The 24,957-nt window shown below is 62.8% G+C and carries 30 protein-coding genes; 9 read left to right on the plus strand and 21 right to left on the minus strand.

Annotated elements, in window-relative coordinates:
* Positions 1-30 precede the first annotated feature (30 nt).
* Both QK291_RS05340 and QK291_RS05345 read right to left on the minus strand, forming a co-directional pair.
* On the minus strand, positions 31-963 hold the full coding sequence (locus QK291_RS05340; protein WP_282379806.1) for a carbohydrate ABC transporter permease: 933 nt from the start codon (positions 961-963) through the stop codon (positions 31-33).
* Positions 960-1,910, minus strand: a complete 951-nt coding sequence (locus tag QK291_RS05345) for a sugar ABC transporter permease (protein ID WP_282379808.1) — start codon at positions 1,908-1,910, stop codon at positions 960-962. Before QK291_RS05345 ends, QK291_RS05340 begins: the two co-directional genes overlap by 4 nt.
* A 264-nt stretch (positions 1,911-2,174) precedes the next feature.
* Between QK291_RS05345 and QK291_RS05350 the strand changes: the two genes are divergently transcribed.
* The 8 genes from QK291_RS05350 (at position 2,175) to QK291_RS05385 (ending at position 7,489) form a co-directional block, all read left to right on the plus strand.
* Positions 2,175-3,191 (plus strand): P1 family peptidase, encoded by a 1,017-nt coding sequence (locus tag QK291_RS05350; RefSeq protein WP_282379810.1) that lies wholly within the window; start codon positions 2,175-2,177, stop codon positions 3,189-3,191.
* A gap of 177 nt (positions 3,192-3,368) precedes the next feature.
* On the plus strand, positions 3,369-3,590 hold the full coding sequence (gene infA / locus QK291_RS05355; RefSeq protein ID WP_011775571.1) for a translation initiation factor IF-1: 222 nt from the start codon (positions 3,369-3,371) through the stop codon (positions 3,588-3,590).
* Positions 3,591-3,658: 68 nt separating this feature from the next.
* The gene (gene rpmJ / locus QK291_RS05360) at positions 3,659-3,772 is read left to right on the plus strand and encodes a 50S ribosomal protein L36 (protein WP_009358722.1); all 114 of its coding nucleotides are present in this window, start codon (positions 3,659-3,661) and stop codon (positions 3,770-3,772) included.
* A gap of 175 nt (positions 3,773-3,947) precedes the next feature.
* Positions 3,948-4,322: a 30S ribosomal protein S13 gene (rpsM, locus tag QK291_RS05365; protein ID WP_024366110.1), complete on the plus strand. Its 375-nt coding sequence runs from the start codon at positions 3,948-3,950 to the stop codon at positions 4,320-4,322.
* Positions 4,323-4,363: 41 nt separating this feature from the next.
* A complete protein-coding gene (rpsK, locus tag QK291_RS05370; protein ID WP_018773682.1) occupies positions 4,364-4,765 on the plus strand; it encodes a 30S ribosomal protein S11 in 402 nt (133 codons plus the stop codon).
* A gap of 132 nt (positions 4,766-4,897) precedes the next feature.
* Positions 4,898-5,908, plus strand: a complete 1,011-nt coding sequence (locus QK291_RS05375; protein ID WP_024366109.1) for a DNA-directed RNA polymerase subunit alpha — start codon at positions 4,898-4,900, stop codon at positions 5,906-5,908.
* Between the two features lie 77 nt (positions 5,909-5,985).
* Positions 5,986-6,567, plus strand: coding sequence for a 50S ribosomal protein L17 (rplQ, locus tag QK291_RS05380; protein WP_282379812.1), 582 nt, complete (start codon positions 5,986-5,988; stop codon positions 6,565-6,567).
* 31 nt (positions 6,568-6,598) lie between these two features.
* On the plus strand, positions 6,599-7,489 hold the full coding sequence (locus QK291_RS05385; RefSeq protein WP_282379814.1) for a tRNA pseudouridine synthase A: 891 nt from the start codon (positions 6,599-6,601) through the stop codon (positions 7,487-7,489).
* Here the strand turns inward: QK291_RS05385 and QK291_RS05390 are convergent.
* On the minus strand, positions 7,476-8,411 hold the full coding sequence (locus QK291_RS05390) for a HAMP domain-containing sensor histidine kinase (protein WP_282379816.1): 936 nt from the start codon (positions 8,409-8,411) through the stop codon (positions 7,476-7,478). The two genes, QK291_RS05385 and QK291_RS05390, sit on opposite strands and share 14 nt — an antisense overlap.
* 215 nt (positions 8,412-8,626) lie before the next feature.
* On the opposite strand from QK291_RS05390, the gene QK291_RS05395 reads away from it, so the two are divergent.
* Complete coding sequence (locus tag QK291_RS05395; protein ID WP_282379818.1) at positions 8,627-9,397, plus strand: response regulator transcription factor; 771 nt, start codon at positions 8,627-8,629, stop codon at positions 9,395-9,397.
* On the opposite strand, the gene QK291_RS05400 is transcribed toward QK291_RS05395, so the two are convergent.
* The 18 genes from QK291_RS05400 to QK291_RS05485 all read right to left on the minus strand — a co-directional run bounded on the left by QK291_RS05400 (position 9,394) and on the right by QK291_RS05485 (position 24,702).
* Complete coding sequence (locus QK291_RS05400; RefSeq protein WP_282379820.1) at positions 9,394-9,864, minus strand: Hpt domain-containing protein; 471 nt, start codon at positions 9,862-9,864, stop codon at positions 9,394-9,396. The two genes, QK291_RS05395 and QK291_RS05400, sit on opposite strands and share 4 nt — an antisense overlap.
* Positions 9,865-9,989: 125 nt before the next feature.
* Positions 9,990-10,874: a type II secretion system F family protein gene (locus QK291_RS05405; RefSeq protein ID WP_282379822.1), complete on the minus strand. Its 885-nt coding sequence runs from the start codon at positions 10,872-10,874 to the stop codon at positions 9,990-9,992.
* Between the two features lie 7 nt (positions 10,875-10,881).
* A complete protein-coding gene (locus QK291_RS05410) occupies positions 10,882-11,814 on the minus strand; it encodes a type II secretion system F family protein (RefSeq protein ID WP_282380001.1) in 933 nt (310 codons plus the stop codon).
* A 10-nt stretch (positions 11,815-11,824) separates the two neighbouring features.
* Positions 11,825-13,324 (minus strand): CpaF family protein, encoded by a 1,500-nt coding sequence (locus QK291_RS05415; RefSeq protein ID WP_282379824.1) that lies wholly within the window; start codon positions 13,322-13,324, stop codon positions 11,825-11,827.
* The gene (locus tag QK291_RS05420; protein ID WP_282379826.1) at positions 13,325-14,515 is read right to left on the minus strand and encodes an AAA family ATPase; all 1,191 of its coding nucleotides are present in this window, start codon (positions 14,513-14,515) and stop codon (positions 13,325-13,327) included.
* A complete protein-coding gene (locus QK291_RS05425) occupies positions 14,512-15,288 on the minus strand; it encodes an RcpC/CpaB family pilus assembly protein (protein ID WP_282379828.1) in 777 nt (258 codons plus the stop codon). The genes QK291_RS05420 and QK291_RS05425 overlap by 4 nt, the downstream gene beginning before the upstream one ends.
* A 45-nt stretch (positions 15,289-15,333) precedes the next feature.
* Entirely contained in the window at positions 15,334-16,374 is a 1,041-nt protein-coding gene (locus tag QK291_RS05430) for a pilus assembly protein TadG-related protein (RefSeq protein ID WP_282379831.1), read from the minus strand.
* Complete coding sequence (locus tag QK291_RS05435; RefSeq protein WP_282379833.1) at positions 16,362-16,736, minus strand: TadE/TadG family type IV pilus assembly protein; 375 nt, start codon at positions 16,734-16,736, stop codon at positions 16,362-16,364. Before QK291_RS05435 ends, QK291_RS05430 begins: the two co-directional genes overlap by 13 nt.
* Before the next feature lie 102 nt (positions 16,737-16,838).
* Entirely contained in the window at positions 16,839-17,075 is a 237-nt protein-coding gene (locus QK291_RS05440) for a Flp family type IVb pilin (protein WP_282379835.1), read from the minus strand.
* A gap of 63 nt (positions 17,076-17,138) precedes the next feature.
* Complete coding sequence (locus QK291_RS05445) at positions 17,139-17,375, minus strand: Flp family type IVb pilin (protein ID WP_282379836.1); 237 nt, start codon at positions 17,373-17,375, stop codon at positions 17,139-17,141.
* A gap of 250 nt (positions 17,376-17,625) precedes the next feature.
* The gene (locus QK291_RS05450) at positions 17,626-18,507 is read right to left on the minus strand and encodes a type II secretion system F family protein (RefSeq protein ID WP_282379838.1); all 882 of its coding nucleotides are present in this window, start codon (positions 18,505-18,507) and stop codon (positions 17,626-17,628) included.
* Between the two features lie 13 nt (positions 18,508-18,520).
* Entirely contained in the window at positions 18,521-19,471 is a 951-nt protein-coding gene (locus tag QK291_RS05455; RefSeq protein ID WP_282379840.1) for a type II secretion system F family protein, read from the minus strand.
* 2 nt (positions 19,472-19,473) lie between these two features.
* On the minus strand, positions 19,474-20,802 hold the full coding sequence (locus QK291_RS05460) for a CpaF family protein (protein ID WP_282380002.1): 1,329 nt from the start codon (positions 20,800-20,802) through the stop codon (positions 19,474-19,476).
* A 146-nt stretch (positions 20,803-20,948) separates the two neighbouring features.
* Positions 20,949-22,154, minus strand: coding sequence for an AAA family ATPase (locus QK291_RS05465; RefSeq protein WP_282379841.1), 1,206 nt, complete (start codon positions 22,152-22,154; stop codon positions 20,949-20,951).
* Positions 22,151-22,948, minus strand: a complete 798-nt coding sequence (locus QK291_RS05470; protein WP_282379843.1) for an RcpC/CpaB family pilus assembly protein — start codon at positions 22,946-22,948, stop codon at positions 22,151-22,153. The genes QK291_RS05465 and QK291_RS05470 overlap by 4 nt, the downstream gene beginning before the upstream one ends.
* A gap of 22 nt (positions 22,949-22,970) precedes the next feature.
* Positions 22,971-23,984, minus strand: a complete 1,014-nt coding sequence (locus tag QK291_RS05475; protein ID WP_282379845.1) for a pilus assembly protein TadG-related protein — start codon at positions 23,982-23,984, stop codon at positions 22,971-22,973.
* On the minus strand, positions 23,972-24,376 hold the full coding sequence (locus QK291_RS05480; RefSeq protein ID WP_282379846.1) for a TadE/TadG family type IV pilus assembly protein: 405 nt from the start codon (positions 24,374-24,376) through the stop codon (positions 23,972-23,974). Before QK291_RS05480 ends, QK291_RS05475 begins: the two co-directional genes overlap by 13 nt.
* A gap of 119 nt (positions 24,377-24,495) precedes the next feature.
* Positions 24,496-24,702, minus strand: a complete 207-nt coding sequence (locus QK291_RS05485; protein WP_282379847.1) for a Flp family type IVb pilin — start codon at positions 24,700-24,702, stop codon at positions 24,496-24,498.
* Between the last annotated feature and the right edge of the window lie 255 nt (positions 24,703-24,957).

Raw genomic sequence — 24,957 nt, forward strand, 5'->3', positions numbered from 1 at the left:
CTGTTGGAGTTGAAACTTTCGCACGCACCGTCACCCGGTGACGCTGCCCTGGGTGAGACCGGCCACGATGTAACGCTGCAGAGCCGCGAAAACCAGCAGGATGGGGACGATCACCAGCACGGCGCCGGCCATCAGGATGCCCCAGCCGGAGCCGTTGCCCTCGGAGTTCTGCAGCAGTGTCAGTCCGACCGGGAGCGTCATCGTCTCCGGACGGTCCGTGATGATGAGCGGCCAGATGTAGTCGTTCCATTCGCTCACGACGACTACGAGGGCCACCGTGGCGATCGACGGTCCGGAGACCGGCGCCACGATCTGCCAGAGGCGGCGCCAGTGGCCGGCGCCGTCTATTTCTGCCGATTCCAGGATGGACGCGGGCAGCGTCATGAAGTGCTGGCGCAACAGGAACGTCCCGAATGCCGTGCCAAGTCCCGGGAGGATGATGCCCCACAGGGTGTTCTTGCCGCCCATCCCTGCAATCAGGATGTAGTTGGGCAGGATGGACACCTGCGGCGGGACCATCAGGGCCACCAGGATCAGCACGAAGATGACGTTCTTGTAGGGGAAACGGACAAACACGAGCGCGTAGGCGGTCAGGATGGCCAGGAGGACCTTGATGGTGGCGCCCACGGTGGTGACGATCAGGCTGTTGATGAAGAACTGCGCGAACGGGACTGTTGTCATGGCGATGTTGTAGTTCTCGAGGTTCAGGCCCTCCGGCAGGATCTTCAAGTCCATGGTGATGATTTCGCCGGGCTGCTTGAAGGAGCTCAGCACCATCCACAGCAGCGGCAGGAATACCACCAGGGTGCTGAGGATCAGCGGAAGATAGCCGCCGGCGATGGTCTGGGCCAGGTTGGCCCGCGAGAACGGCCGGTGACGGCGCAGGGGGATCGGGGGCTCTGCGCCGGAGTCGGGTCCGGCGTCGGCGGCGGGGTCGGGGCTGACGGGAGAGAGCAGGCTCACGAGTAGTGCACCTTCCGTTCGACGAACCGCAGCTGCAGCACGGTGATGATGAGCAGGATGGCGAACAGGATCACGGAGATGGCCGCCGAGTAGCCGGCCCGGTTGAACGCCCCGAAGGCCTGGAGGTAGGCCTCGTAGATCAGCGTGCTGGTGCCGTTGCCCAGCGGGGTCATGATCCGGATCAGGTCAAACGCCTGCAGCGAGCTGAGCATGGTGGTGATGAGCAGGAAGAACGTGGTGGGGGAGAGCAGCGGCAGGGACATCGTGACGAAGCGCTTGAAGCCGTTGGCCCCGTCGAGCGACGCGGCCTCCATGACATCCTGCGGCAGCGACTGCAGCCCGGCGAGGTAGACGACGGCGCAGTAGCCAAGGTTTTTCCAGACGTAGACGATCATGACCATGACCAGGGACAACTGGGGGTCATTGATCCACTGCGGACTCTGCTGGCCGAGGCCGCGCAGTAGCCAGGCGAGCACCCCGTAGCCGGGATCGAAAATGAACAGCCAGACGAGGCCGACGCCGACGCCGCTGAGCACGTAGGGGGCGAAGACGGCTGAGCGTGCGAACGTGGTGCCGCGGATCCTGGAGTTCAGGGCCAGGGCCACCAGCAGGCCCAGGACCATGGACCCGCCGACCGTGACGAGGGTGAATAGGGCGGTGGTACCCAGGACCTTGGTGGCGTCCGAACTCGTGAAGAACGTGACGTAGTTATCGAGGCCCACCACCGTGGCCGAGGCGGAACCCAGCGTCCAGTCCAGGGTGGAGTAGTAGATGTTGTTGAAAAGCGGGAGATAGGTGAACACCGCAATCAGGAGCAGGTTGGGCAGGGCCAGGGCCAGGAAGACGAAGAAGTCCCGGCGGGTTCTGGCGGACCAGCGGGCGCGCGGAGCCGCGGCCGGTTTGGCCTCGACGACGGCGCGGGGCCGGTCGGTCAATTGTCGCGTCATTCAGGTCTCTAACGGGTCCGTGCCTGCCGGGGCAGGCGGGGGGCGGGCATACCTTGCTATCACTTCACCACATGGTTGGTGGGCAGAACCCCGCACGAGACACCAGTAGAACTTTGTTGTCCAAGGCTTCGTTGCCCGTTCACGCTGTGTTGCATGCAGTATTACATAACGATCGTTGGGACCACAGACATCCGGGCGCGATTCTTCAAGACGCTGGAAAGACCCGGCGGGGCTGTGGCCGTCGCCGGGGAGCACAATAGAGCCATGACTGCGATTACTGATGTGCCGGGCCTGAGGGTGGGCCACGCCGGCAGGACAGGTGGGGGCTGGCTCAGCGGGGTGACGGTGGTGCTGCCTCCGGCCGGGACCGTGGGCTCCGTCGATGTCCGCGGCGGCGGGCCCGGGACCCATGAGACCGATGCCCTGGACCCCACGACCCTGACCCGGACCGTCGACGCCGTCCTGCTCACCGGGGGAAGCGCTTTCGGCCTCGCCGCGGCCCACGGCGCCCAGCAATGGTGCGAGGAGAACGACCGGGGGTTCGCCGTGACCGGCGGCGTGGTGCCGATCGTCCCGGCGGCCGCAATTTTCGACCTCGGCCGCGGCGGGGACTTCGCCGCCCGCCCGGACGCGGCCATGGGCTACGCGGCGACCGCGGACGCCGCCGCCCGCAAGATCGGCCACGCCGTTGAACGGGGCAACGTCGGCGCCGGCACGGGCGCAGCAATCGGCCGGGGGAAATACAAAGGCGGAGTAGGCACCGCCTCCATCACCCTGGACAACGGCTTCGTTGTTGGGGCACTCGCCGTCGTCAACGCGCTGGGGTTACCTTTTGGCACATCGCCGCAACGGGTGGAACCCGGCAGCGTGCGTCTAAGCGACGAAGGAGCGAGCACGCCGAGGGGTGCGCCCGCTGCGGCGAAAGCCGGGGACGGCACAGCTGGCGCGTCAGCGCCGCCCGCGCTCAACACCACCCTTGTCGTCGTCGCCACGAACGCGATCCTGGACAAAGCCGAATGCAAACGCACCGCGTCGGCCGCCCACGCCGGGCTGGCCCGGGCGCTGAACCCCAGCCACACCCTCGCGGACGGGGACACCGTCTTCTGCCTCGCCACCGGCGCGCTCGCGGTCGACCGCAGCAGCGAGGCTGCCCGGCAGGCGAGCCTCATCACCCTGCAGAGTGCGGCAGCCGACGTCGTGCGTCTGGCCATCCTGGACGCGATCGACTGCGCGGAGGCCGTGACCACGCCAGCGGGCGAATTTGGTGCATACGGACGCTGAGTGCGCTACGATTGCTGGATTTAACATCCAGGCCGTAATGGCGTAGTGTTGTCTGTTGGTTGTCTGCCCTGTTGTGCCCTTTTGGGGCCGGGAGGCATCAGCCAATCAATCAAAAACGTCCGCAGTGATTTCCGGTGCAAGCCGAAGGGCTGCGGCAAACAACAGTTAGCGGAGGGTATGGCCAAGAAGGACGGGGTCATTGAGATCGAGGGCGTTGTGACTGAGGCGCTGCCTAACGCGATGTTTCGCGTTGAGCTCACCAACAAGCACGTCGTTCTGGCACACATCTCTGGAAAGATGCGCCAGCACTACATCAGGATTCTCCCTGAGGACCGGGTAGTGGTGGAGCTGAGCCCGTACGACCTGACACGTGGTCGTATCGTCTACCGCTACAAGTAAACACTGGGCGGCCAGAGCAATAGCCGAAGGCCGGTCCAGCTGACCACTGCAACACGCAAAGGAACGCCATGAAGGTCAAGCCGAGCGTCAAGCAGATCTGCGAAAAGTGCAAAGTGATCCGCCGTAATGGCCGGGTCATGGTGATCTGCGAGAACCCGCGCCACAAGCAGCGCCAGGGCTAATTTCCCACTTCGGGAAATCCTGGGTTGCTAACCCACGCAAGTAAATAGAAGGCAGCACAAGCTGATCTGGGACGTATGAGCCCGTACAGCTAACCCCCGGTCGGAGGCTGGGGCCGCACGGAATGTGCGGGTGTACTGCCTACGACCTCCGGTTTATACAAGGAGCACTGCCTCTATGGCTCGTCTCGCTGGCGTAGACATTCCCCGCGAAAAGCGGTTGGAAATTGCGCTTACTTACATCTACGGCGTGGGCAAGACCCGTGCACACGAAACCCTGGCTGCCACCGGCATCAGCGCGGACGTTCGGGTCAAGGACCTGTCCGACGCCGAGCTCGTCCAGCTGCGTGATTACATTGAAGGCAACTACAAGGTTGAGGGTGACCTTCGCCGCGAAGTAGCAGCAGATATCCGCCGCAAGGTTGAAATCGGCAGCTACGAAGGTATTCGCCACCGTAAGGGCCTGCCAGTGCGCGGACAGCGTACGAAGACGAACGCACGTACCCGTAAGGGTCCGAAGCGCACCGTTGCAGGCAAGAAGAAGACGCGCTAAACCGCTCGTCTTCCCCCCGATAACTTTCTGTAGGAGAAATAATGCCCCCGAAGACTCGTGGCGCGGTTCGCAAGCCGCGTAAGAAGGACAAAAAGAATATCGCGCTGGGCCAGGCGCACATCAAGAGCACCTTTAACAACACCATCGTGTCCATCACGGACCCGAACGGTGCTGTCATCTCCTGGGCTTCGTCCGGTGAGGTTGGCTTCAAGGGCTCACGTAAGTCCACCCCGTTCGCAGCCCAGATGGCCGCCGAAGCCGCCGCAAAGCGTGCGCAGGAGCACGGTATGCGCAAGGTTGACGTATTCGTCAAGGGCCCGGGCTCGGGACGCGAAACGGCAATCCGTTCACTCCAGGCTGCTGGCCTTGAGGTTGGGTCCATCCAGGATGTAACCCCCAGCGCCCACAACGGCTGCCGTCCGCCGAAGCGCCGCCGCGTCTAAGGCTTTCCAACGCACCGGTGCTTGCCCGGACCTTCGCGGGTCCGGGCAAGCCCAGCCGCGTTAAGTCTCAGACCGATCTTTCCACCACCTGTGTTGCGTCATATAGCGGATGCTCGCCGAAAGGAAACCTAAGTGCTCATTGCACAGCGCCCCACCCTCTCCGAAGAGGTCGTCTCAGACAACCGCTCCCGTTTCATTATTGAACCGCTGGAGCCCGGTTTCGGTTACACTCTCGGAAACTCCCTCCGCCGTACCCTGCTCTCCTCCATCCCCGGTGCCTCTGTCACGAGCATCCGGATCGATGGCGTGCTGCACGAGTTCACCACGGTTCCGGGTGTCAAGGAAGATGTCACCGAGATCATCCTGAACATCAAGAACCTGTCGGTCTCCTCCGAGCACGACGAGCCGGTTGTTGCTTACCTGCGCAAGCAGGGCCCGGGAGTCGTCACCGCCGCGGACATCGCTCCGCCGGCCGGCGTCGAATTCCACAACCCGGATCTGCACATTGCCACGCTGAACTCGAAGGGCAAGTTCGAGCTCGAGCTGACCATCGAGCGCGGCCGCGGCTACGTTTCGGCAGCTCAGAACAAGTCCGGCGACTCCGAGATCGGCCGCATTCCGGTCGACTCGATCTACTCGCCGGTCCTGAAGGTTACTTTCCGCGTGGAAGCTACCCGTGTTGAGCAGCGCACTGACTTCGACAAGCTCATTGTCGACGTCGAGACCAAGCAGGCCATCGCCCCGCGCGATGCCGTTGCTTCGGCAGGTACCACCCTGGTGGAACTGTTCGGTCTGGCCCGCGAGCTGAACACCGCAGCTGAAGGTATCGAGATTGGCCCGTCGCCGACGGATGCTGCCCTGGCAGCTGACATGGCCCTGCCGATCGAGGATCTGGACCTCACCGTCCGTTCCTACAACTGCCTCAAGCGTGAGGGCATCCACACCGTGGGTGAACTCGTGGCCCGCTCCGAGGCCGACCTCATGGACATCCGTAACTTCGGTGCGAAGTCCATCGATGAGGTCAAGGCAAAGCTGGTTGAACTGGGCCTGTCCCTCAAGGACTCGCCTCCCGGTTTTGACCTCGCAGCACGCGCCGCAGCAATTGAAGAGGACGACGCCGCTTTCAGCGACGACGAACTCTAACAAACAGATCTTGGCCGGCCGGCTGGATGCACCACGGTGTGCGCAGCCCAACGGCTTCCATATGAGGAGAAACTATTATGCCTACCCCCGCTAAGGGTCCGCGCCTCGGAGGCGGAGCAAGTCACGAGCGTCTGATGCTCGCGAACCTCTCCGCCGCACTGTTCGAGCACAAGCGGATCACCACCACGGTGACCAAGGCCAAGCGACTGAAGCCGTACGCCGAGCGCCTGGTGACTTTCGCCAAGCGTGGCGACCTGGCTTCCCGCCGCCGTGTACTCGGCTTGATCAGCGACAAGGGCATCGTCCACGAGCTGTTCACCGACATTGCACAGGCAGTGGAGAACCGCAACGGCGGCTACACCCGCATCACCAAGATCGGCAACCGCAAGGGCGACAACGCTCCCATGGCTGTCATTGAACTGGTTCTCGAGCCGGTTTCCGCCAAGCAGGCAGTCGTAGCCGAGGCTACCTCCGCTGCAAAGCGCGATGCTGACAAGAAGGACGCCGACAAGGCAGAAGCTGCTCCGGTCGCCGAGACCGAAGCCGCTGAAACCGAGGAGGCTCCGGCCGCTGAAGCAGTTGAGACTGAAGCAGTAGCTACCGAAGAGGCTCCGGCCGCTGAGGAAGCTCCCGCGAAGTCCAAGAAGGACGCGAAATAATTCGCTGATTCTTTCGCATAGACTTAAGTCTATGAACGACCAGAAACCCGTTGCCCCTTTTAGAGGGGGCAACGGGTTTTTGCGTGTCCGGCTTGATCTGGCGTACGACGGCGGACCCTTCAGCGGGTGGGCCGTCCAGCCCGGGCGGCGCACCGTCCAGGGCACCCTGGAGGAAGCCCTCGCACTGCTCATCCGCCGGCCGATCCGCGTGACCGTGGCCGGACGCACCGACGCCGGGGTGCACGCCCGCGGCCAGGTGGTCCATGTGGACTTCACGGAGGAGGAGTGGCTGGGCCTGAACCGCGGCGTAGAGCTGGACCCGGCCGTCGCCCTGCTGCGGCGGCTCCGCGGCGCACTCAGCCGCGGGCTGGGCGACCTCACCGGGTCCATCGAGGTCCACAAGGTCACCATCGCACCCAGGGGCTTCGACGCGCGGTTCTCCGCGCTCTGGCGCCGCTACAGCTACCGGATCGCCGACGGTCCGCTCCTCTGGGACCCGCTGGGCCGCACCGCCACGCTGTGGCATCAGGAACCGCTCGACGTCGGCCTGCTCAACGAAGGTGCCTCCCAGCTGCTGGGGCTCCAGGATTTCCGGTCCTACTGCAAGCCGCGGCAAGGCGCCACTACCATCCGGGAACTCCAGCGTTTCGAGTTCGCCCGCGGCACCGACGGCGTCCTGGTGGCCACGGTCCAGGCCGATGCGTTCTGCCACAACATGGTCCGCTCGCTCGTGGGATCGGCGTTGTTCGTGGGGGCCGGCCTCGAGGCGCCCGGCTGGCTGCACGAACGGCTGATCACCCGGCAGCGGGACGCCAAGTCCGTGCTGGCCGCCCCGCATCCGCTGGTGCTGGAAGAGGTGGCCTATCCCTCGGCCAGCGGGCTGCTGGCCCGGGCCGAGCTGACGCGCGCTATGCGCCAGTAGCACCGCCCTTCGGCCGCCGGACCGAGTAGGCCGCTGGGACCGCCTCGGGATGAGGTGGCGGCGCCGTTCCGGCGGGAAGGTCCACGGTGAATGTGCTCCCGCAGCCGGGACGTGTGCTGCAGGAAATGGTGCCGCCGTGGCGTTCTACGATTGATTTCGTGATGGCCAGCCCCAGCCCGGCTCCGGGGATCGGGCCCTCGCGGACTCCGGGGCTGCGGAAGAATCGGGTGAAGACCCGTTCGGCGTCGGCGGCTGTCATGCCCATTCCGTCGTCCTTCACGTGCAGCAGCACCCGGCCTCCCTCTGAGCTGGCGGAGACGTGCACGGTGCCGCCGTCGGGCGAGTACTTGATGGCGTTGGACACGAGGTTGTCGAGGGCCTGGCCGATCCGCAGCGGATCCACCTGGGCCCAAAGCGGAGCCGGGAGGTCCATGGACAGCGAGATCCGGGCAGTCTGGGCGTGGGCGTGGGCGTGGGCCGAGCCGAGGCTGGCTTCGACCAGGCTGGCCAGGTCGGTCCGGCGGGGGTGGACGTGCACCGCGGTGTCGGCGGACATCATCAGGTCCGAGACCAGTGCCTGCAGGCGTTCGGCATTCCGCTGCGCGACCTGGATCCGGCGCACGGTGGCCGGGGAGAGCTCCGCGGATTCGCCGAGGACCAGGTCCAGGTTGCCGACGATGGAGGTCAGCGGGGTGCGGAACTCGTGCGAGACGGTGGAGACCAGGCTGTCCTTGGCCATCAGGGCATCGGCAAGAACGGTGACCTCACCGGTGAGCAGCCGCTCGCGTTTGCCGCTCTCCGCGAGCAGGGCCTGGAGCTCGGCCTCCCGGGCTCCGGTCAGCCGGACGAGGGCCAGCTGCGCACGCCGGGGGAGGCCCGGGAAGAATCCATCCGGATTCCGGACCTGCTGCTCTTTACCCAATGGAGCCGCGCCCCTTTCTCGCCGCGTCAATTTAACAGCGTGCGTCACGTTAGCTTGACACAGGATGAATATTTGTGGCCGCGGCTGTGCCTAAACAACAATTACCGTTATACCGTGGGTACCCTGACATTACGGGCGCACCACGAGTGTGCAGCTGTAACAATGCGGCCTCTATGGGGGTCGAAGCCGCATCATCAGAATGTAGGAGGGGGACTATGACTGACTTGGGAGTCGCAGTCGTCGTGGAGGACGACGAAGACGTACGTAACCTCGTCGAAGCGGTGTTGAGCCAGGCGGGCTTTGACGTCCACGGCGCAGCCAGCGGGCGGGAGGGGGTCGAGGTTGTGCGGAGCCAGAAGGCCAGCGTCGTCACCCTGGACATTGGCCTGAACGACATTGACGGCTTTGAGGTCCTGCGCCAGATCCGGCAGTTCAGTGACGCGTATGTGGTCATGCTGACCGGACGGACGGATGAGCTGGACACGCTTACCGCCCTGCACACCGGCGCCGACGATTTTATGAGTAAACCGTTCCGCCCGCGCGAGCTCCGGGCCCGGGTCGCCGCAATGATGCGCCGGCCCCGGCAGGAATTCGCCGGGGGCACGTCGCCCGAGCCGGCGGCAGCACTGCCGGCGGGCCGGGTCCTGGCCCAGGACCCGGCGTTTCGGCACAACGGCCTGGTGTTGAACCCGCACACCCGCTCGGTCACCCTTGACGGTATTCCCGCCAGCCTGACCCGCAGTGAGTTCGACCTGCTGCACGCGCTGCTGAAGGCGGACGGCGCCGTCCGGACCAAGGTTGATCTGGTGCGGGTGGTGCGGGGAGAGTATTACGGCGCAGACGCGTACATCAGTGAATCCGACGAGCGTGCCGTCGAGGTCCATATCGGCAACCTCCGGCGCAAACTGCGGGAGGATCCGCTGCAGCCGCGCTGGCTCCAGACGGTCCGCGGCGTGGGGTACCGGCTCGCTTCGGCCGTGGATTAGCTGTCCTTGAGATAGCTGAACTGCAGTTCCTCCACTGTTTCATCGCCGCTCTCGGCGACTTCCTGCAGGAGCTGCCGCGCGAGGTCGGCGTCGCTGACACGGATGGCGTCTTCCAGCTCCCTGGCGAGCTCGGCCAGCCGGACCCCGCCAACCATCGCTGAGGATGTCTTCAGGCTGAGCACGGCGTCCAGTGCCGCTGCCTCGTCCCCGCTGTCGATGGAGCTGGCGAGCGACTGGTAGCGCCGGTCCCACATGTTGCTGTAGTCCCGTGCGAATCCCTTCGCCACGGCAGGGCTGTCCAGCTGGGTCCCGAGCTCCTGGAGGGCGGAGGGGTCCACGAGAGGGGGCGCCGTGTCGGGAACGGTGTCCTTGGCCTCCGCGGGGGCCAGCCCCGCACCTGCGGGGGAGGCCTCCGCGGAAAGGCCGGTGTTTGGGTCGCCGTCGTCTGGTGCACCTTGAAAGGACATGTGTCCACGCTACTGCCTGCACCGGCCGCTGCACCGTGCTCCGGGCGATCCTGCGCAAACCCTTGCGCTATCCCGATGGCTTCCTGAGGGTTCCGTTCAGGCTGATGGCCCGGGTGGCCGGGGCGCTACTGGCCGCTGAAAGTCTCGATTGCGTTTATCACCGCAGGGCCAAGGATGGCGATAAACAGCACTGGGAAGATGAAGAAGAGCAATGGGAACAAGATGGTGACGGGCAGCTTCATGGCTTTCTCCTCGGCCCGCTGCCGGCGCTTGACCCGCATAACTTTCGCCTGAATCCGGAGTACACGGCTAATGGCAATGCCGTAGGTATCCGCCTGAACCACCGCCTGGACGAAGCTGCGCAGTTCGGGAATGTTCGTCCGCTCGGACAATGCAAGGTAGGATTCTCGGCGGCTCCGGCCAACCTGCATGTCCTGCAACGTCCGAACGAGTTCCTCAGCCAGTGGGCCCTTGCCGTTCTCTCCGGCCCGGGCCATGGCTCCTTCGAAGCCGAGGCCGGCCTCTACGGAAATCAGCATCTGGTCCAGGGTGTTGGCTAGTTCCAACTGCATGATCTTCTGGCGTTCCTGGCCCTTGCTATAGAGCAGGAGATCCGGGATGAAGTAGCCCAGAAGTACTACAAAAAGTCCCGTCAGCTTGATAATCGGAGTCGGGCCGCTGGAGCTGATGTATAAGCCGAGCAGGGCACCCAACATACCCAGCAGCGGTTTTGCCGCCAGGACTCGTCCGAGGGGCAGCGAAGCGGGACGTCCGGCTAGGGACAGCAGCTTGTCGAGTTTCCGAACGTACCCGGCGGGCGCCAGCGCGTATCCGATCCGATCCAGCAGTTTGCTTTGTTTCTGCTCCGTTTGCTCCGCGGGGTCCGCTCCGAGTGCGAGCATCCTGCGGATTGCCCGTTGGGACGATCGATCAAGAGAGAGCAGCGACCACACCAGATATGCAACGGGAAAGGAGACCAGCAAGAGGGAAAGTAGCACCAAGGAGTTCACAGTCGCCTCAGAACTTCAGGTCGATGATCTTGCGCATCCACAAGCCGCCGATGGTCATCAGGATGATGGAGCCCACGATCATTCCCCAGCCCAGGGGGTTAGTGAACATTACGTTCATGTAGCCGGGGTTGACGAGCATGAGCATGAAAACAATTCCGATGGGCATGGCCATCAGGATGTAGGCGGAGAACTTGCCCTCGGCGGCAAGGGACTTGATGTGGCCCTTGATTTCACTGCGCTCGCGGATGGTTTCGTTCACCTGGTCCAGGACCTCGGCCAGGTTTCCACCGACTTCGCGGTTTATCTGGATGGCCTGGGCGATCCAGACGAAGTCCTCGTTCCGCATCCGCTCGGCGGTGTCGTTAAGGGAGGTCTGCAGATCACGGCCCAGACTTGTTTCCGTGACCACTCGACGCATTTCTTCCGACGTCGGGCTCAGCGATTCGGTGGCGGCAGCGTCGATGGCACGCAGGATACTGTGCCCGGCCCGCAGGCCGCCGGCCAGCAGTTGGAGTGTGTCGCCGAGCTGCTGGTCAAAGGTGTTCCGGCGTTTGCCGGCCAGGAAACCAATCACAAGGTACCCCGCCACCGGGGATAAAAAGACGAAGAGAATCGCAAGCAGTGGACCGGCCACGACCAAACCGGCCAGCGCTCCAACCACGGCTCCAGCCAGCACGATGACGAAGAAGTCGGCCTGGCTCATTCTTAGGCCGGCATTTTCCAGCGCTTCCCGGTTGAACAGCCGGACCGTTCGTTGCGAGAAGAAACCGTCGACCAGGTTTACGGCGGAACCGGCAACCTTGGTCAGCCGGGACTCGGGCCGGTTCTGAACAGGTCTCCGCCGGTCCAGCGGCACGCTGGCTCCTCCAGCGGCCAGCAAGGCGTAGCCGAGCAGCAGCACCGCAGTGAAAAGCAACCCGCCTCCTATGAACAACAGAATCATCCTCGGCTCACACCTTCCCCGCCGTACTGGACGGCGCCGCGAACACGCTGGGGGAGACGAAGATGCCCAAGTCCTCGAACCGGTCAATGAAGCGCGGGCGGATTCCGGTAGGGACCGGCTTGCCGAGGAAGCGGCCATGGGCGTCGACGCCGGCCGAGTAGTCGAAAACGAACGCGTCCTGGAGCGTGACGATGTCCCCTTCCATGCCCTGGACCTCGGTGACATGGGTGATTCGGCGGGTGCCGTCGCGGAGGCGGGAGATCTGGACAATCAGGTTGACGGCTGAGGCAATCTGCTCGCGAATGGCACGCAACGGCAGGTCCATGCCGGCCATCAGCACAAGGGTTTCGAGGCGTGCGACGGCGTCGCGGGGCGAGTTCGAGTGGACCGTTGAGAGGGACCCGTCGTGGCCGGTGTTCATGGCCTGAAGCATGTCCAGCGATTCACCGCCGCGGACCTCACCCACAACGATCCGGTCAGGGCGCATACGCAGCGAGTTGCGTAGCAGTTCACGAATGGTGACTTCGCCCTTGCCTTCAGTGTTGGGCGGACGGCTTTCGAGCCGGACCACGTGACGCTGTTGGATCTGCAACTCCACGGCGTCCTCGATGGTCACGATCCGCTCGTCTTCCGGCAGGAAAGAGGAGAGGACGTTGAGTAGCGTGGTCTTTCCCGTGCCGGTGCCACCGGAGACGATGATGTTCAACTTCGCCTTCACGCAGGCGTTCAGCAGTTCTGCCATTTCCGGAGTCAGGGTGCCGAACTCGATGAGGTTCCTGACCGTAAGCGGCACCTTGCTGAACTTTCTGATGGTCAGCGAGGAACCCCCCACCGCGAGCGGGGGTATGACGGCGTTGACACGCGACCCATCTTCCAGTCGGGCGTCCACTAGGGGCGACGACTCGTCGATACGGCGGCCCACCTTGGAAACGATCCGCTCAATGACTTTGCGCAGATGGTCTTCGGAGCTGAAGCGCGATTCGGTCAGGGTCAGCTTGCCGTGCCGTTCGACGTAGATCTGGTCCATGCAGTTGACCATGATCTCCGTGACGGCGGGATCGTCGAGGAGGCGCTGCAAGGGACCGTAGCCGAGCACGTCGTCGGCGACGTCTTGGACAAGGCGGGAGCGCTCTTCGACGGACAGAGGGACCAGCTCGGCGTCGATGATCCGGATGAGCTCCTCCCTCGCGGAGGTCCGCAGCTCGTCCTCCTTAACTGTGGAATCGTTGAACCGGGTACCCATCCGCTCGAACAGGGCGGTCGCGGCGCGTTGCTTGAGGGCCGCGAAGACGTCAACCGGCTGCTGGGCCTTGGACCGGTACGTTTCCGACGGTTCAGCGAGAGCGGGTGGAACCGTGGTGACGGGCTTCCGGAGTTCGACGACGGGGGACCGGGCCGCCGTCGGCTCGGTCCGGGAGGGCGGCTGCGCCGGCGCTGGATGCGCCGTGGGTGCGGCTGCCGGGGGCTGTGTACCCTCGGCGGTACGGAGCCGTTCGGAGAGCTTCACTTAAACCACCACACGGCGGTGCAGTTTCTTTTGCGCCGTGGCCCGCCACGCGGGATCGAACCTGGCCACCAGTTGCTGGAGTCCCTTAACGGCAGGGTCCCTGCGGCCGTCCTGCAGAACCGGAATGCCGCGGTTGGTGGAGAATGCCACTGCTTTGGAGCGGGGGATGCTGACGTCCACAGGCGCACTGATGGTGGCTTCCACGTCCTGGACACTGAGGCCGGACTTGGAATCGGCCATGTTCAGGACCACATGCCGGGTCTCCGGAAGCAAGTCCAGCCGGCGGAGGATTCCGAGGCCGGAGCGCAGCCCGCGAATACTCGGAACATCCATGGCCGTAACCCATACGACGTCAGTGCACTGCTCCATAGCGGCCAGGCCGACCTCGGGAAGGCCGGGAGCTGTGTCCACGACGACGTACTGGAACTGTTCCGCGAGCTGCTGGAGGAGCCGGGAGACCTGTTGCGGGGTGATGTCGTCGGCGTCCTCCGGACTCCGTGGCGCGCAGAGGGCATAGATGTTGGCGGAGTGGACGGTCAGGAACGCCTTGAGCACGAGGGAATCGTTGCTGGCGGCGGCGGAGACCGCGTCCGTGACGGTGTGCTCCGGGTTCAGGTAGAGCCCGGACGCCACGTCCCCGAACTGCAGGTCCAGGTCGACAATAACCACGCCCATCGGGGCCACCTTGCCCAGGCCGATGGCGATGTTGGTGGCGATGGTGGTTTTGCCGACGCCACCCTTGGGGGAGAAGACGCCGATGACTAGGCCCTTGGGGCCCTCGGCCGGATGGACGGCTGACGTCCGGCTCCGGCTCGTGTAGGACTGGCAGGCCCGCTCGAGCAGCATGCGGATCTGCGCCGGATCCGCGGCGGGGCTGAGGATGTCCCGGATGCCAGCGCGCATGGCGAGCAGGATAAAGGCGGGGTCCGTCTCACCGACGAGGACAACACTGAGTTCGGGCAGCTGCACATCGAACACTGTGGCGAGCCGCAGGGCGTCCTCGACCGGGATGTCTGGGCCAAGGATGAGCACCTCCGGACGCTCCTGGTCGAGGCTCGCAAACAGCTCGCCTGGGTCGGACGGGTTGACGAACGCGAACGTTTGTAGCCCGCCAGTTAGGCCGCCGGCCAGGGCCAGCCGGACGCGGGAGTCGAAGTCGGTGTTGGGGGTGATCAGGACAAAGCGGCTCACTTGTATACCTCCGGTTTCGTCATGATTCCAGGCTCGCCGCTCTCCGTGGCGTTGAGCGGTTCCTTACTCAACCAGAGGCTGGCGAACTCCGTGAATTCGGAGGCATAGACAATCTTTGTGGCATCCGCATCGTTCACCGCCACAGTCAGCAACAGTGATCCCGTGGGGAGGGACATGTCCTCGGCCGCAGGCGCAGAGCCGTCCGCTGAGGGCTGCGGGGACGGCGTGGCAAGGGGCGCCCGCTGTACGGCGGTCACGAGGACCTTATGGATCGAGAGTTGGGTTGTTTGCTTGTCAGGCTTGGCCTCGATCCCGCCACTCTTCAAATTAATGAAGATTCCGACGCGGTCTCCCGGGGCGATCCTGCCGCCTACGACGCGCTGAGGTTCGAGCTGGAAGGAGATTTCCTGCAGTCCCTCGGGGATGTCCACCGATCCTTGGGCTTGTAGATCCTCCGGGGCGATCAGCCGCTCCGCGACGAGCTGCTCGCCCGGGAGCAGCTCGACGGCGGTGACCTTCTCGGCGATGCCGTCGAGGTTTTTCAGGGCTGACTTGGTGACAGCTTTGCCGGGAAGGTCCTCACTGGCAACGAAGGCTTTCAGTGCCTCGACCGAGGTACCGGCGGGCACGGCTTTCTTCACCACGAGCACAGTGACCGGGTCCAGCCCCTGCACCGCCCTGGCGTCGGCACCCTGCGCGTAGCTGACCACGAGGATGGCACCGATGATGGCAAGCACAACGGCGGCCAGCCCTGCCAATAAGCGTGACTTCAAAAAACTGCTCCTGAACCGGTCGGTGAACTCTGGGCGAAAAACTTGCTATTTGGTGAGACGGACGATGGTCGCCCCGTTGGCGTCAACTGGCCCGAGGGAGAAGCCGTCGGCCAGGGAGACATATTTGATGAAGCTTCCCATGATTCCCCGGCAGTTCCCGTCGCAGGCCACCGAGGCAGGGACATATGCTGTGGTGTTTTGGAACGAGTTTGGCAATTTATTGTCTCCACTGAAACTCCAGCCTTTGACCTTGAAAGCAGCAAAGGAAATGAGACCGTAGATGGCGCCCGCACCGGTGCCCGCCACCTTGTCGAAGACAGGTAGAAAGACGATGACGTCCCTGCCAGCCGTAATCTCTGACGCCCATTTGGTCAGCGTTGCCTGGCAGGAGCCTGGGGCGCTGTTGCCGGGGTCGCTGCCGCCTTCAGCCACGGCAAGGTCGATCAGTGCCCCGCAGATCCCCGGATCGTTGGTTAGCCAGCCAAAGCCGCCCTCCACTGCTGCTCCCGATGGCCCGTAGAGGCAGTCCGGGTTTGCGTTGCTGCCGTGGTTTTGCAGCAATTGGAGCGTGCCGTCCACATGGTTCTTGACCTGACAGATCGAGAAAGCCACGGGAAAGGCCGTGGGCCCGGCCAGCGGGCTGCCCCACTCGACCGTTGACGCGGCCATGACTTCGGTGGCGTTGATGCCGAAGGCGCGGGCGAAGAACAGAGAAACTTGGTTAGGCGCTTTGCCAGCCTCCTGCGATCCGGCAGTGACGCTGACCGTGCGGGCCGTCTTGTCCAGAGCTAGGGATGCGACGTTACTCAGACCATCGCCTGCGTTGCTGCTGGTCAAGCTGCGCGCCAGCGGAGACATAGTGGAACACTCGACGTCGTTGACGTCCTTGGCGCATTTTTGCGCCACAGCGATGGCAGCGGCATCGGATCCGTTGCGAAGCTGCGTTCGCTCGGCGTAAAGCATTCCTACGTCGACCGCCAGGGCGGCGAAGCCCAGGAGCGCCACCATCAGTATCGCCACGAGGACACTGATGGCTCCGCGCTCGCCGTCTTGAGACGTGGATGCTCTCCTGCCTAACCGCCGCATAGCATGACCCCTTTGCCTTCCATCGGGAACGGCCCGGCGATCCCGGTCAGCGTGGTTAGCGTGTAGGTGATTTTGACCGTCGTCTGGACCCCTGCGGCGCAACTAGTCGGAGCAATGGTGATGTTCCCGTCCGTCAGGGTCGGTTGCAGCCCGGTGGCCGCATTCTTCACTGCGTTTCGCGTGGCCGCGGTGTTATTGCCTATGGCCATGACCCGGACGCCCTCGCGGGCGGCGCTGGAGAGCGTGACCTGGGCGTTGTAGGCGCGGCCGAACTCCATGACGCCCAAAAGCAGCATCACGAGGACCGGGACTAGGAGGGCGAACTCCACCGCGACGGCGCCCCGTTCAGATGGTTTGGACATGGGTGACCGCCTTCCTGGATTTCTTTTTTCACCGGCTCCGGAAACAGGCAGGGTTGGGAAAGGCCGGAGCCTCCCCCAACCCTGTGGATCGCCCTGGTTCTGCTACTTGGAGCAGCTGCCGTCGGTGGGGGTGGCACCCGTCGTAGCCGCCGTGTAGACGCCGCCCTTGATGCTGCACTGGGTCGAGTTGAAGGTCTCCTTCAAACTCCCGCCAAGGAGTGTCACCGCGACGATTATCACGACGGCGATGAGCGAGACCATGATGCCGTATTCGACTGCGGTGGCGCCGCGCTGGTCGCGGCGAAGACGCGTCGCGATGTCAGAAGAAAGGAAAATCATGTGATGTGAACTCCTAAGCGAGGTGGTGACGGCCTATGCCAGCGGCGGGACGAAATGGTCTTGTTATTTCGAGCAGCTGCCGGCTACGGGAGTGGCGCCGGAGGTGGCCGCCGTGTAGACGCCGCCCTTGATGCTGCACTGGGTCGAGTTGAAGGTCTCCTTCAAAGTGCCACCCAGCAGCGTCACCGCGACGATGATCACGACGGCGATGAGTGAAACCATGATGCCGTATTCCACGGCGGTGGCGCCGCGCTGGTCACGGCGGAAACGGGATGCAAGGTTGGAGAAAAAAGAACGCATGGGGACTCCTGAGCGAGTTCGGGGCTGGCACTGCACCAGCACACATAGGAACTTAGCAACCGCCGACACGCCGAGGATTCGACTTTGAGGCATCCTGTGCCAAGGCTTCCCAAACTGCACGTTTCCTGTATGTTCCCTGCGCAGAATCTGCGCTCGTCCGGAGAAGAATTCACGAGACACAAGAGGACCCCCTCGGCTCTGGGGTCCAAGGGGGTCCGGTCTGTGGGGCAGTCTGGGAGACGGCTGCCGGTTACTTGTTGGCGAAAACTTCCATAATGCTCAGCACCGTTGGTCCGAGAACGACGATGAAAAGGGTGGGCAGGATGAAGAAGATGAGCGGAAACAACATCTTCACCGGCATCTTCATCGCGTGCTCTTCCGCCCGCTGGCGACGCTTGACGCGCATATCCTTCGCTTGTGACTCGAGCACCCTGGCGATGGCGATGCCGTAGGTGTCTGCTTGCACCACTGCCCGGACGAAAGACCTCAGATCCGGGACGTCAACCCGTTGGGCCATCGCTAGGTACGCTTCCTTGCGGGAGCGGCCCACCTGGATGTCCTGCAAGGTTCTGATCAGCTCATCGGCGAGCGGCCCCTTGCCGTTCTGGCCCGCCCGAGCCATCGCCGTCTCAAAGCCGAGACCTGCCTGCACGGAAATCAGCATCTGGTCCAAGGCGTTGGGGAGTTCGAGCTTGATGGCCTCACGGCGCTTTTGCGCGTAGTTCCGGATCAGAAGGTCCGGCACAAAGTAGGCCAATGCGGTGGCCCCTACCATCAGCAGCACCTTAGGGGGCGTCGGCCCCGACGTCACAACGACGATGCCCAGCACCGATCCAGCCAACGCAAGCAGGGGCTTTACCATGATGACCCGCGCCAAGGGCCAGTCCTTGGGCCGCCCGGCGCCAGCGAGCTGTCTGTCTAGCCAAGCCGCGTAGCCCTGGGGCATCGCCTTCTTGGACAACGATGCGAGCTGCTCATTGGCAGTAAGGGTGGATGCTCCGGAACTGGGACGTCGCCCCAGATTCGACTGTATGTTCCTCAGCCCTGCACGATCTCCTGTGAACGCGAGCCATGTCATGACTGAGGCGGGGAGGATAACCGCCAGGATGGCGGCATACGCAATGGTTTGCACTGTTCTCTCTTTCTCAGAACTTCGGCTTGATGATGCGACTGAGCCAGAATCCGCCCCCGGCGAGGAGCACCAGGGCGGCCGCTATCATTGCATAGCCCGTAAGCGTGGAGAGGAAGACCTGCTGGTACAGGGGGTTGAAGGCGGTCAGCCCAATAAACATCACGATGGGGAGTGCCATGAGCACGATCGCGGACATCTTGCCTTCAGCACTGAGCGCCCTGATCTGACCTCGGATCTGGTTTCGATCCCTGATTGTTTCGCCTACGTGGTCGAGCACCTGGGCCAGATCACCGCCGACTTCCCGGTGTATGTCGATGGCCCGCGCAATTGCGCCGAAGTCTTCGTTGGCCGTCCGGGTAGCGACATCGGTCAGTGAGTCGCCGAGATCCCTGCCGATCCTGGTTTCATTGACTACTCGGTTCAGCTCTTCGGTCATCGGGGCGTCGCTTTCTTGGGCAGCAGCGTCCACCGACCGCAAGAGACTATGCCCGGCACGAAGGCCACCGGCAAACATCTGCAGGGTGTCCGGTACTTGGTCGTCAAACTTCTTACGGCGGCGGGCGACCAGGAGATTCAAGCACAAGATGAGGCCAATGGGCGCGAGGATCAGCATGAGTGCAGCGACGACGGGACCGCTGACGAGGAATCCCAGAACGACACAAACAAAAGTCACAGCCCCGGCTATTAGGAGGTAGTCGCCCGGCTGCTTCTTAAGGCCGGCTTCTTCAAGCCTCCCCCTGCTGAGGACGCCGGATCCAGTGCTCCGGACGCCCTTGTTGAGAGTCTGCACGGCTTGGTCTGTGAGCCTGGTCAGATTCGATGAGTGCACCTCGGCGACGTCCGGACGGCGACGGGACAGTTCAATTTCCCTTGACTTGAGCACTAGCGAGACAGTGATTGCGAGTGCAGCGTAGACCAGCAGCAGGCCGGCGACGAAAACCAGAGGGGACAACTCGGGAAGCACGGCTACCGCCCCCTGACAGGTTGTGCGCCGAACACCGTCGGCGAAATCGCTATCCCTAATTCGACGAAGCGGTCCGTGAATCGAGGACGGACGCCAGTAGGAATCGGTTTCCCGAGGAAATGTCCGCTCTCGTCAACTCCTGCCGAATAGTCAAAGACGAAGGCATCCTGCAGGGTGACGATGTCCCCTTCCATGCCTTGGACCTCGGTGATGTGGGTGACGCGGCGTGTGCCGTCGCGGAGCCGGGAAATGTGAACGATCAAGTTCACTGCCGAGGCGACCTGCTCGCGGACCGCCCTGAGCGGAAGGTCCATGCCTGCCATCAGTACCAGCGTTTCCAGCCTAGCGATGGCGTCTCGGGGCGAGTTGGCATGCACCGTGGAGATCGAGCCGTCGTGGCCGGTATTCATAGCCTGCAGCATGTCCAGGCACTCGCCACCACGGACTTCGCCGACGACGATCCGGTCCGGCCGCATGCGCAGCGAGTTCCGCACGAGGTCTCTAATGGAGACCTCGCCCTTGCCCTCGATGTTCTGCGGCCGACTCTCGAGTCTCACGACGTGGTCCTGCTGGAGCTGGAGCTCCACGGCATCCTCGATAGTAACGATCCGGTCTGTGGCCGGGATGAATGAGGAGAGTACGTTCAGCAGGGTTGTCTTACCCGTGCCGGTACCACCCGAGACGATGATATTCATCCGTGCCAACACACAGGCCTGAAGGAGTTCAGCCATCTCCGGAGAGAGGCTGCCCATCGTGATCAGGTTTTGCACGGTTAGCGGATCACGGCCGAATTTCCGGATGGTCATGGCTGGACCATTCACTGCGAGGGGCGGAATGATCGCGTTGACTCGGGAGCCGTCGGCGAGCCTGGCGTCCACGAGGGGCGAAGACTCATCGATGCGTCGTCCTATGCGCGAAACAATCCGTTCAATGACCCGGCGCAGGGCATCGTCCGATGTGAATTTCGTGTCCGTCAGGTGGAGTTGTCCTGCGCGCTCAACATAGATCTGGTCAAAGCGGTTGACCATGACCTCCGTGATGGCTGGGTCGTCCAGGAACCGCTGAATCGGGCCGTGACCCAAGACGTCGTCTGTGATTTCGCGAATCAGGCGTTGCCGTTCCAAGGCAGTGAGGGGGATCTGTTCCTCCTCGAGAACCACCTTCAGTTCGTCCTTCACGGACTGATGGAGTTCTGCTTCTGCGATGGACGAGTCAGTGATCCTGCCGCCAAGCCGCTCGAAAAGGGCCAGACTGGCCCGTTCCTTGAGAGCGTTGAGTGCTTCGCTGGCGACGGATGCTGTCTGTTGGACCTCGATGGTTTCAGTCTGCAGCTCGGCTGCCGTCTTTGCCTCAAGTATCCGGCCTAACGTTGCTGGCGCGGCTTGTGACGATGGGAGGTCTGTCTCCGCCGGGGTCTCCTCGACGGATAGAACGGGCTGGGATACTCCGCGCAATTGCTGGAATCGGTCTGTGAGGCTCACTGGAATACCGCCCTTCTGTGCAGTTGCTTATGCGGTCTGGCTTCCCAATCGGGCCTGAATCGCTCCACCAATTGGCGAAGACCCTTTGCTGCTGGATCCCGGTTACCGTCTTGGAGCACAGGAACGCCTTTGTTTGTCGAGAAGGGGAGGCTCTTGGACCGTGGCAACACCACGTCCACCGGCGCACCGATGGTGGCTTCCACGTCCTTCAAACTCAGACCTGCGCGACGGTCGGCCATGTTCAGCACGATGTGTCGTTGTTCTGGAACCAAGGCCAGCTCCTCTAGGATCTGAAAGCCGGTCCGAATTCCCCTGATACTGGGGACGTCCATGCCACATATCCAAACGGCATCAGTGGCCTGTTCGAGGGTGGCCAGCACATGCTCTCCGAGTCCAGGCGCCGTGTCTACCACTATGTATTGAAATTCGTGGCGGAGTTGGTTCAGCAGGTGGGAGATGTGCGCAGCGGTGATCCGGTCCATCTCGACGGGGGTGCGCGGTGCGCACAAGGCGTAGATACCGGCCGGGTGGACCGTCAGGTAGGTCTTGAGGACCATCGAGTCTTGGCTGGCGGCGCCCAGTACCGCGTCGGTGATGGTGAACTCCGGTTCAAGCAGTAGGCCGCTGGCCACGTCCCCGAACTGTAGATCAAGATCGACAATAACGACGCTCATCGGTGCACTCTTGCCGAGCCCGATGGCCAGGTTGGTGGCAACCGTCGTTTTGCCGACCCCGCCCTTGGGCGACATTACGGCGATGATGCGCCCGGGTGAGCCGTTGTCCAAGTGCTCGGAGGCTTGCGGCGCGAGCCCTCGACGCCTTCCAGCCGCGGCCAGGCTGGCCCGCTCCAGCATGACGCGGATGGTGTCCGGGTCTGCGCCCGGGTCCAAAAGATCACGGACCCCCGCCCGCATCGCTTGCAGCACGGTTTCCGGGTTAGATGGCGCGGCCAGAATGACGCTGATCTCCGGGTATTGAAGGTCTACGATTGACGCGAGTTTCAGCGAGCCGTCGACGGAGATACCGGGCCCAAGGATCAGGACCTCGGGCGGCTCTCCTACCATTTGGCGGAGCACGTCCCCTGGGCCGTCAGGCAGGTAGTCAACCTTGAAGACCTGCAGTGAGCCGTGCATGCCGGCAACGGCGAGGCGGACCAGCCGTTCGAAATCGCCGTTAGGCGTGATGAGTACGAAGCGGCTCATCGGAACAACCTTGATGAGTCAACGTAGGATGCTCCGTCTTCAACTGCATCGCTGGGTTCCTTTGAAAGGTAGACCTTGCCGAACTCGGCAGCGAAAACGATCCGTTCCGCGTCGGCAGAGTTCCTGGCGATGGTGATGAGGTACGTTTCGTCCGTTTGTGCCTTGCCGCTGTCCGATTTCGAGGACACTTGGCTGGTTCCCGACGCGGTGGCGGAATCGCCGGTCTGGGCTGCCGTGCCGTTGCTGAATTGTGCCCCTGTCACGAGTACTTTGTGAAAGCTCAGCTGCGTTTTGCTCGAAATTGTGGCCGGCTGGCCCTCAGTGCCGGTGTCGGCGGCCTGATCCAGGGACAGGAAGATACCTACCGTGTCGCCGGCGGTCACTCTACCGCCTGCTACGCGTTCAATCGGCAGTTTCAGCGTGATTTCCTGGAGTCCGGCAGGAACTTGGACGCGTGAGGGGCCGAGGAACGACTTCTCTTCCACCATCCGGGTGGACAGCAGTTGTTCGCCCGGCACCAGCGCCACCGCGGCGACTTTGGATCCCAGAATCGCCAGGTCGGTGACATTGTTTTCGGCAAGCGCGACCTTCGGAACAGACTTCTTGATGACCGCGCCAGCTATCTCGTCAGCAGCTGCTCCGGCCGGAATGGCTTTCTGCACCACGTAGATTGTTTCTGTTTCTGTGCCAGCCAATGCGCGCTTATCTGCATTTTGCACGTATGAAACCAGTAAAACGGTTCCGATAATTGCCACAAGTAATGCGGCTATGCCTCCCAGTAGGCGTGTTTTCATCTTCTTTTCCCCTTAAAATTACCTATTTGATCAATTTGATATCAACCGTTCCAAGATCCTCACCCGTGCCGCCTCCCCCCGTCCAGGAGTCGATGGATTCAAACTTGACGAACTGGCCGATGATGCAGCGATTGTTGCCTCCAGCGCAGGCCAGTGCGGACGTCATTCCAGGGTCGCTGGCTGTGTTGCGAAACTCGTATTGGTGGTTATTACCAAATTTCCAGCCCCAGATTTTGAAAGTGGCGTAGCCGATGATGCTGAAGGTTCCGTTTTGTCCCTGGTTGGTGGCATCTTCGAAGATCGGGAACGCGACGTTCACTTCGCCGCCGGCGAGAACCGTGGCTTTCCAGCCATCAAGGATCGCTGCGCAACCGGTCGGCGGATTATTGCCGGGGTCGGATCCCATTTCATTTGTCCCCATCACCGTTGTCGCCTCGCAGGGGGAGCTCTGGTCAAGCCAGCCCCAGCCGCCCGGGATCTGTGTGCCGGACGGGCCGGTGCACGTTCCGCCGGGTTTGTAGGAGATTTTCTGTACTTGGCTTGTGTCGCTAGCCGTCGAGAGATTGAAGCACTTGTCTGAAATCGCCAGCGGAAAGCCGGAACCACCCGTGGGTGGTGCCATGGAGGCCGTCGCTCGCGCCCCGACCGTGACGGGAGGGGCGTTCAGCGCGCTGGCGAACATTTTCGTCAGAAATCCGTTGGTTCCGTTGAGGGTCGACGTAGCCACCGTTACCTGGTTGGGAACTGAGAGATCCACCGAGTGGACCGTCGTGGCTCCGTCGTTGGAGTTACCGCCGGTCATTTCCTTGGCCCATTGGAGAGCCTGGGCGTCTGAGCATCCTCCGGCCTTGTGGCACTGCTGTGCGGCCGCCATAGCTCCAGCGTCGGCTGCGTTCTGGAGCTGAGCACGTTCGGCGTAAATCTGGCCGACGTCAACTGCCAAGGCCCCGGCGCCGATCATTGCCAACATCATCACCGCGACGAGAACGCCAGTGGCGCCTTCTTCCTTGTCGACACGATGCCTCAGCCGCCGCATCGCATTGCCCCTTCGCCCTCGACAGTTAGATTCGCGCCGAGCAGTCCGGTAAGGGCACCGGCGGTGTACGTAACGGTGACGGCGGCATTGCCGGGCGCTCCTGTGCAGACACTTGTGAAATCGAATCCGAAGGATCCGGCGTCGAGCCCTGGTGCCCCCGCGATGCCGGCGGCGGTGGCCGCATCCTTGTTCTGCTCGACGGCCATCGTCCGGGCAGCCTCCCGGGCGGCCTGTGTGACCGAAATTTGAAGGTTGTACATGTGCGAGAACTCGACGATACCGCCGACCAGGAGCAGCAGAACGGGTGCTACGAGGCCAAATTCGACGGCAGCGGCACCCCGCTCACGCCCTTCCACGCCCGAGCCGGACGCTCTTGACTTGCTGCGCTTCATTGAATCCCCCCGGGGATAGATGCAGCTGATGGGAAAAAGATGTGCCGCGTCCGCGATACACGGACGCGGCACATTCGGTGTTGCTGAGACCAATTGCGGGTCGTTGGAATTGAATCTGGCTAGTTCTTCCAGCCGGAGACGGTTGTGCCGAGATCCTTGAACCAGAGGCTGAGGGCGTCGCCGAAGAGGGTTGCGCCGCCGATGACAGCGAAAGCGATGAAAGCGACGAGCAGTGAGTATTCCGTTGCGGTCGCCCCCTTTTCCGAATCGAGCTTGTCCTTGACGCCGGCTACAAAAGCGAGCATGGAGACCATGAGACCAGTCATTGTAATAATCCTTTTCCAGAGTTTTGAATGTGAAACGAAATTCCAGAAAATCCCCTGTTGCCAAACCCCTGGAGTTCCGTTGGGACAACATTTGCACGGCGATTAAGGGCGCAGCAATGCATGGGAATACTCGAGTTTTAGGGGTGGAAAAGGTCACACCACCTATGACAATCCGGGGGTGTACTCAGTTCGTCACGGCATGCCGGCGCCCACTACTTGGATTGATACGCCCGCTTACTAATGGGGACAGAGAAA

The sequence above is a fragment of the Arthrobacter sp. AL12 genome (genome assembly GCF_029960645.1).
In the GTDB taxonomy this organism is placed as follows: domain Bacteria; phylum Actinomycetota; class Actinomycetes; order Actinomycetales; family Micrococcaceae; genus Arthrobacter.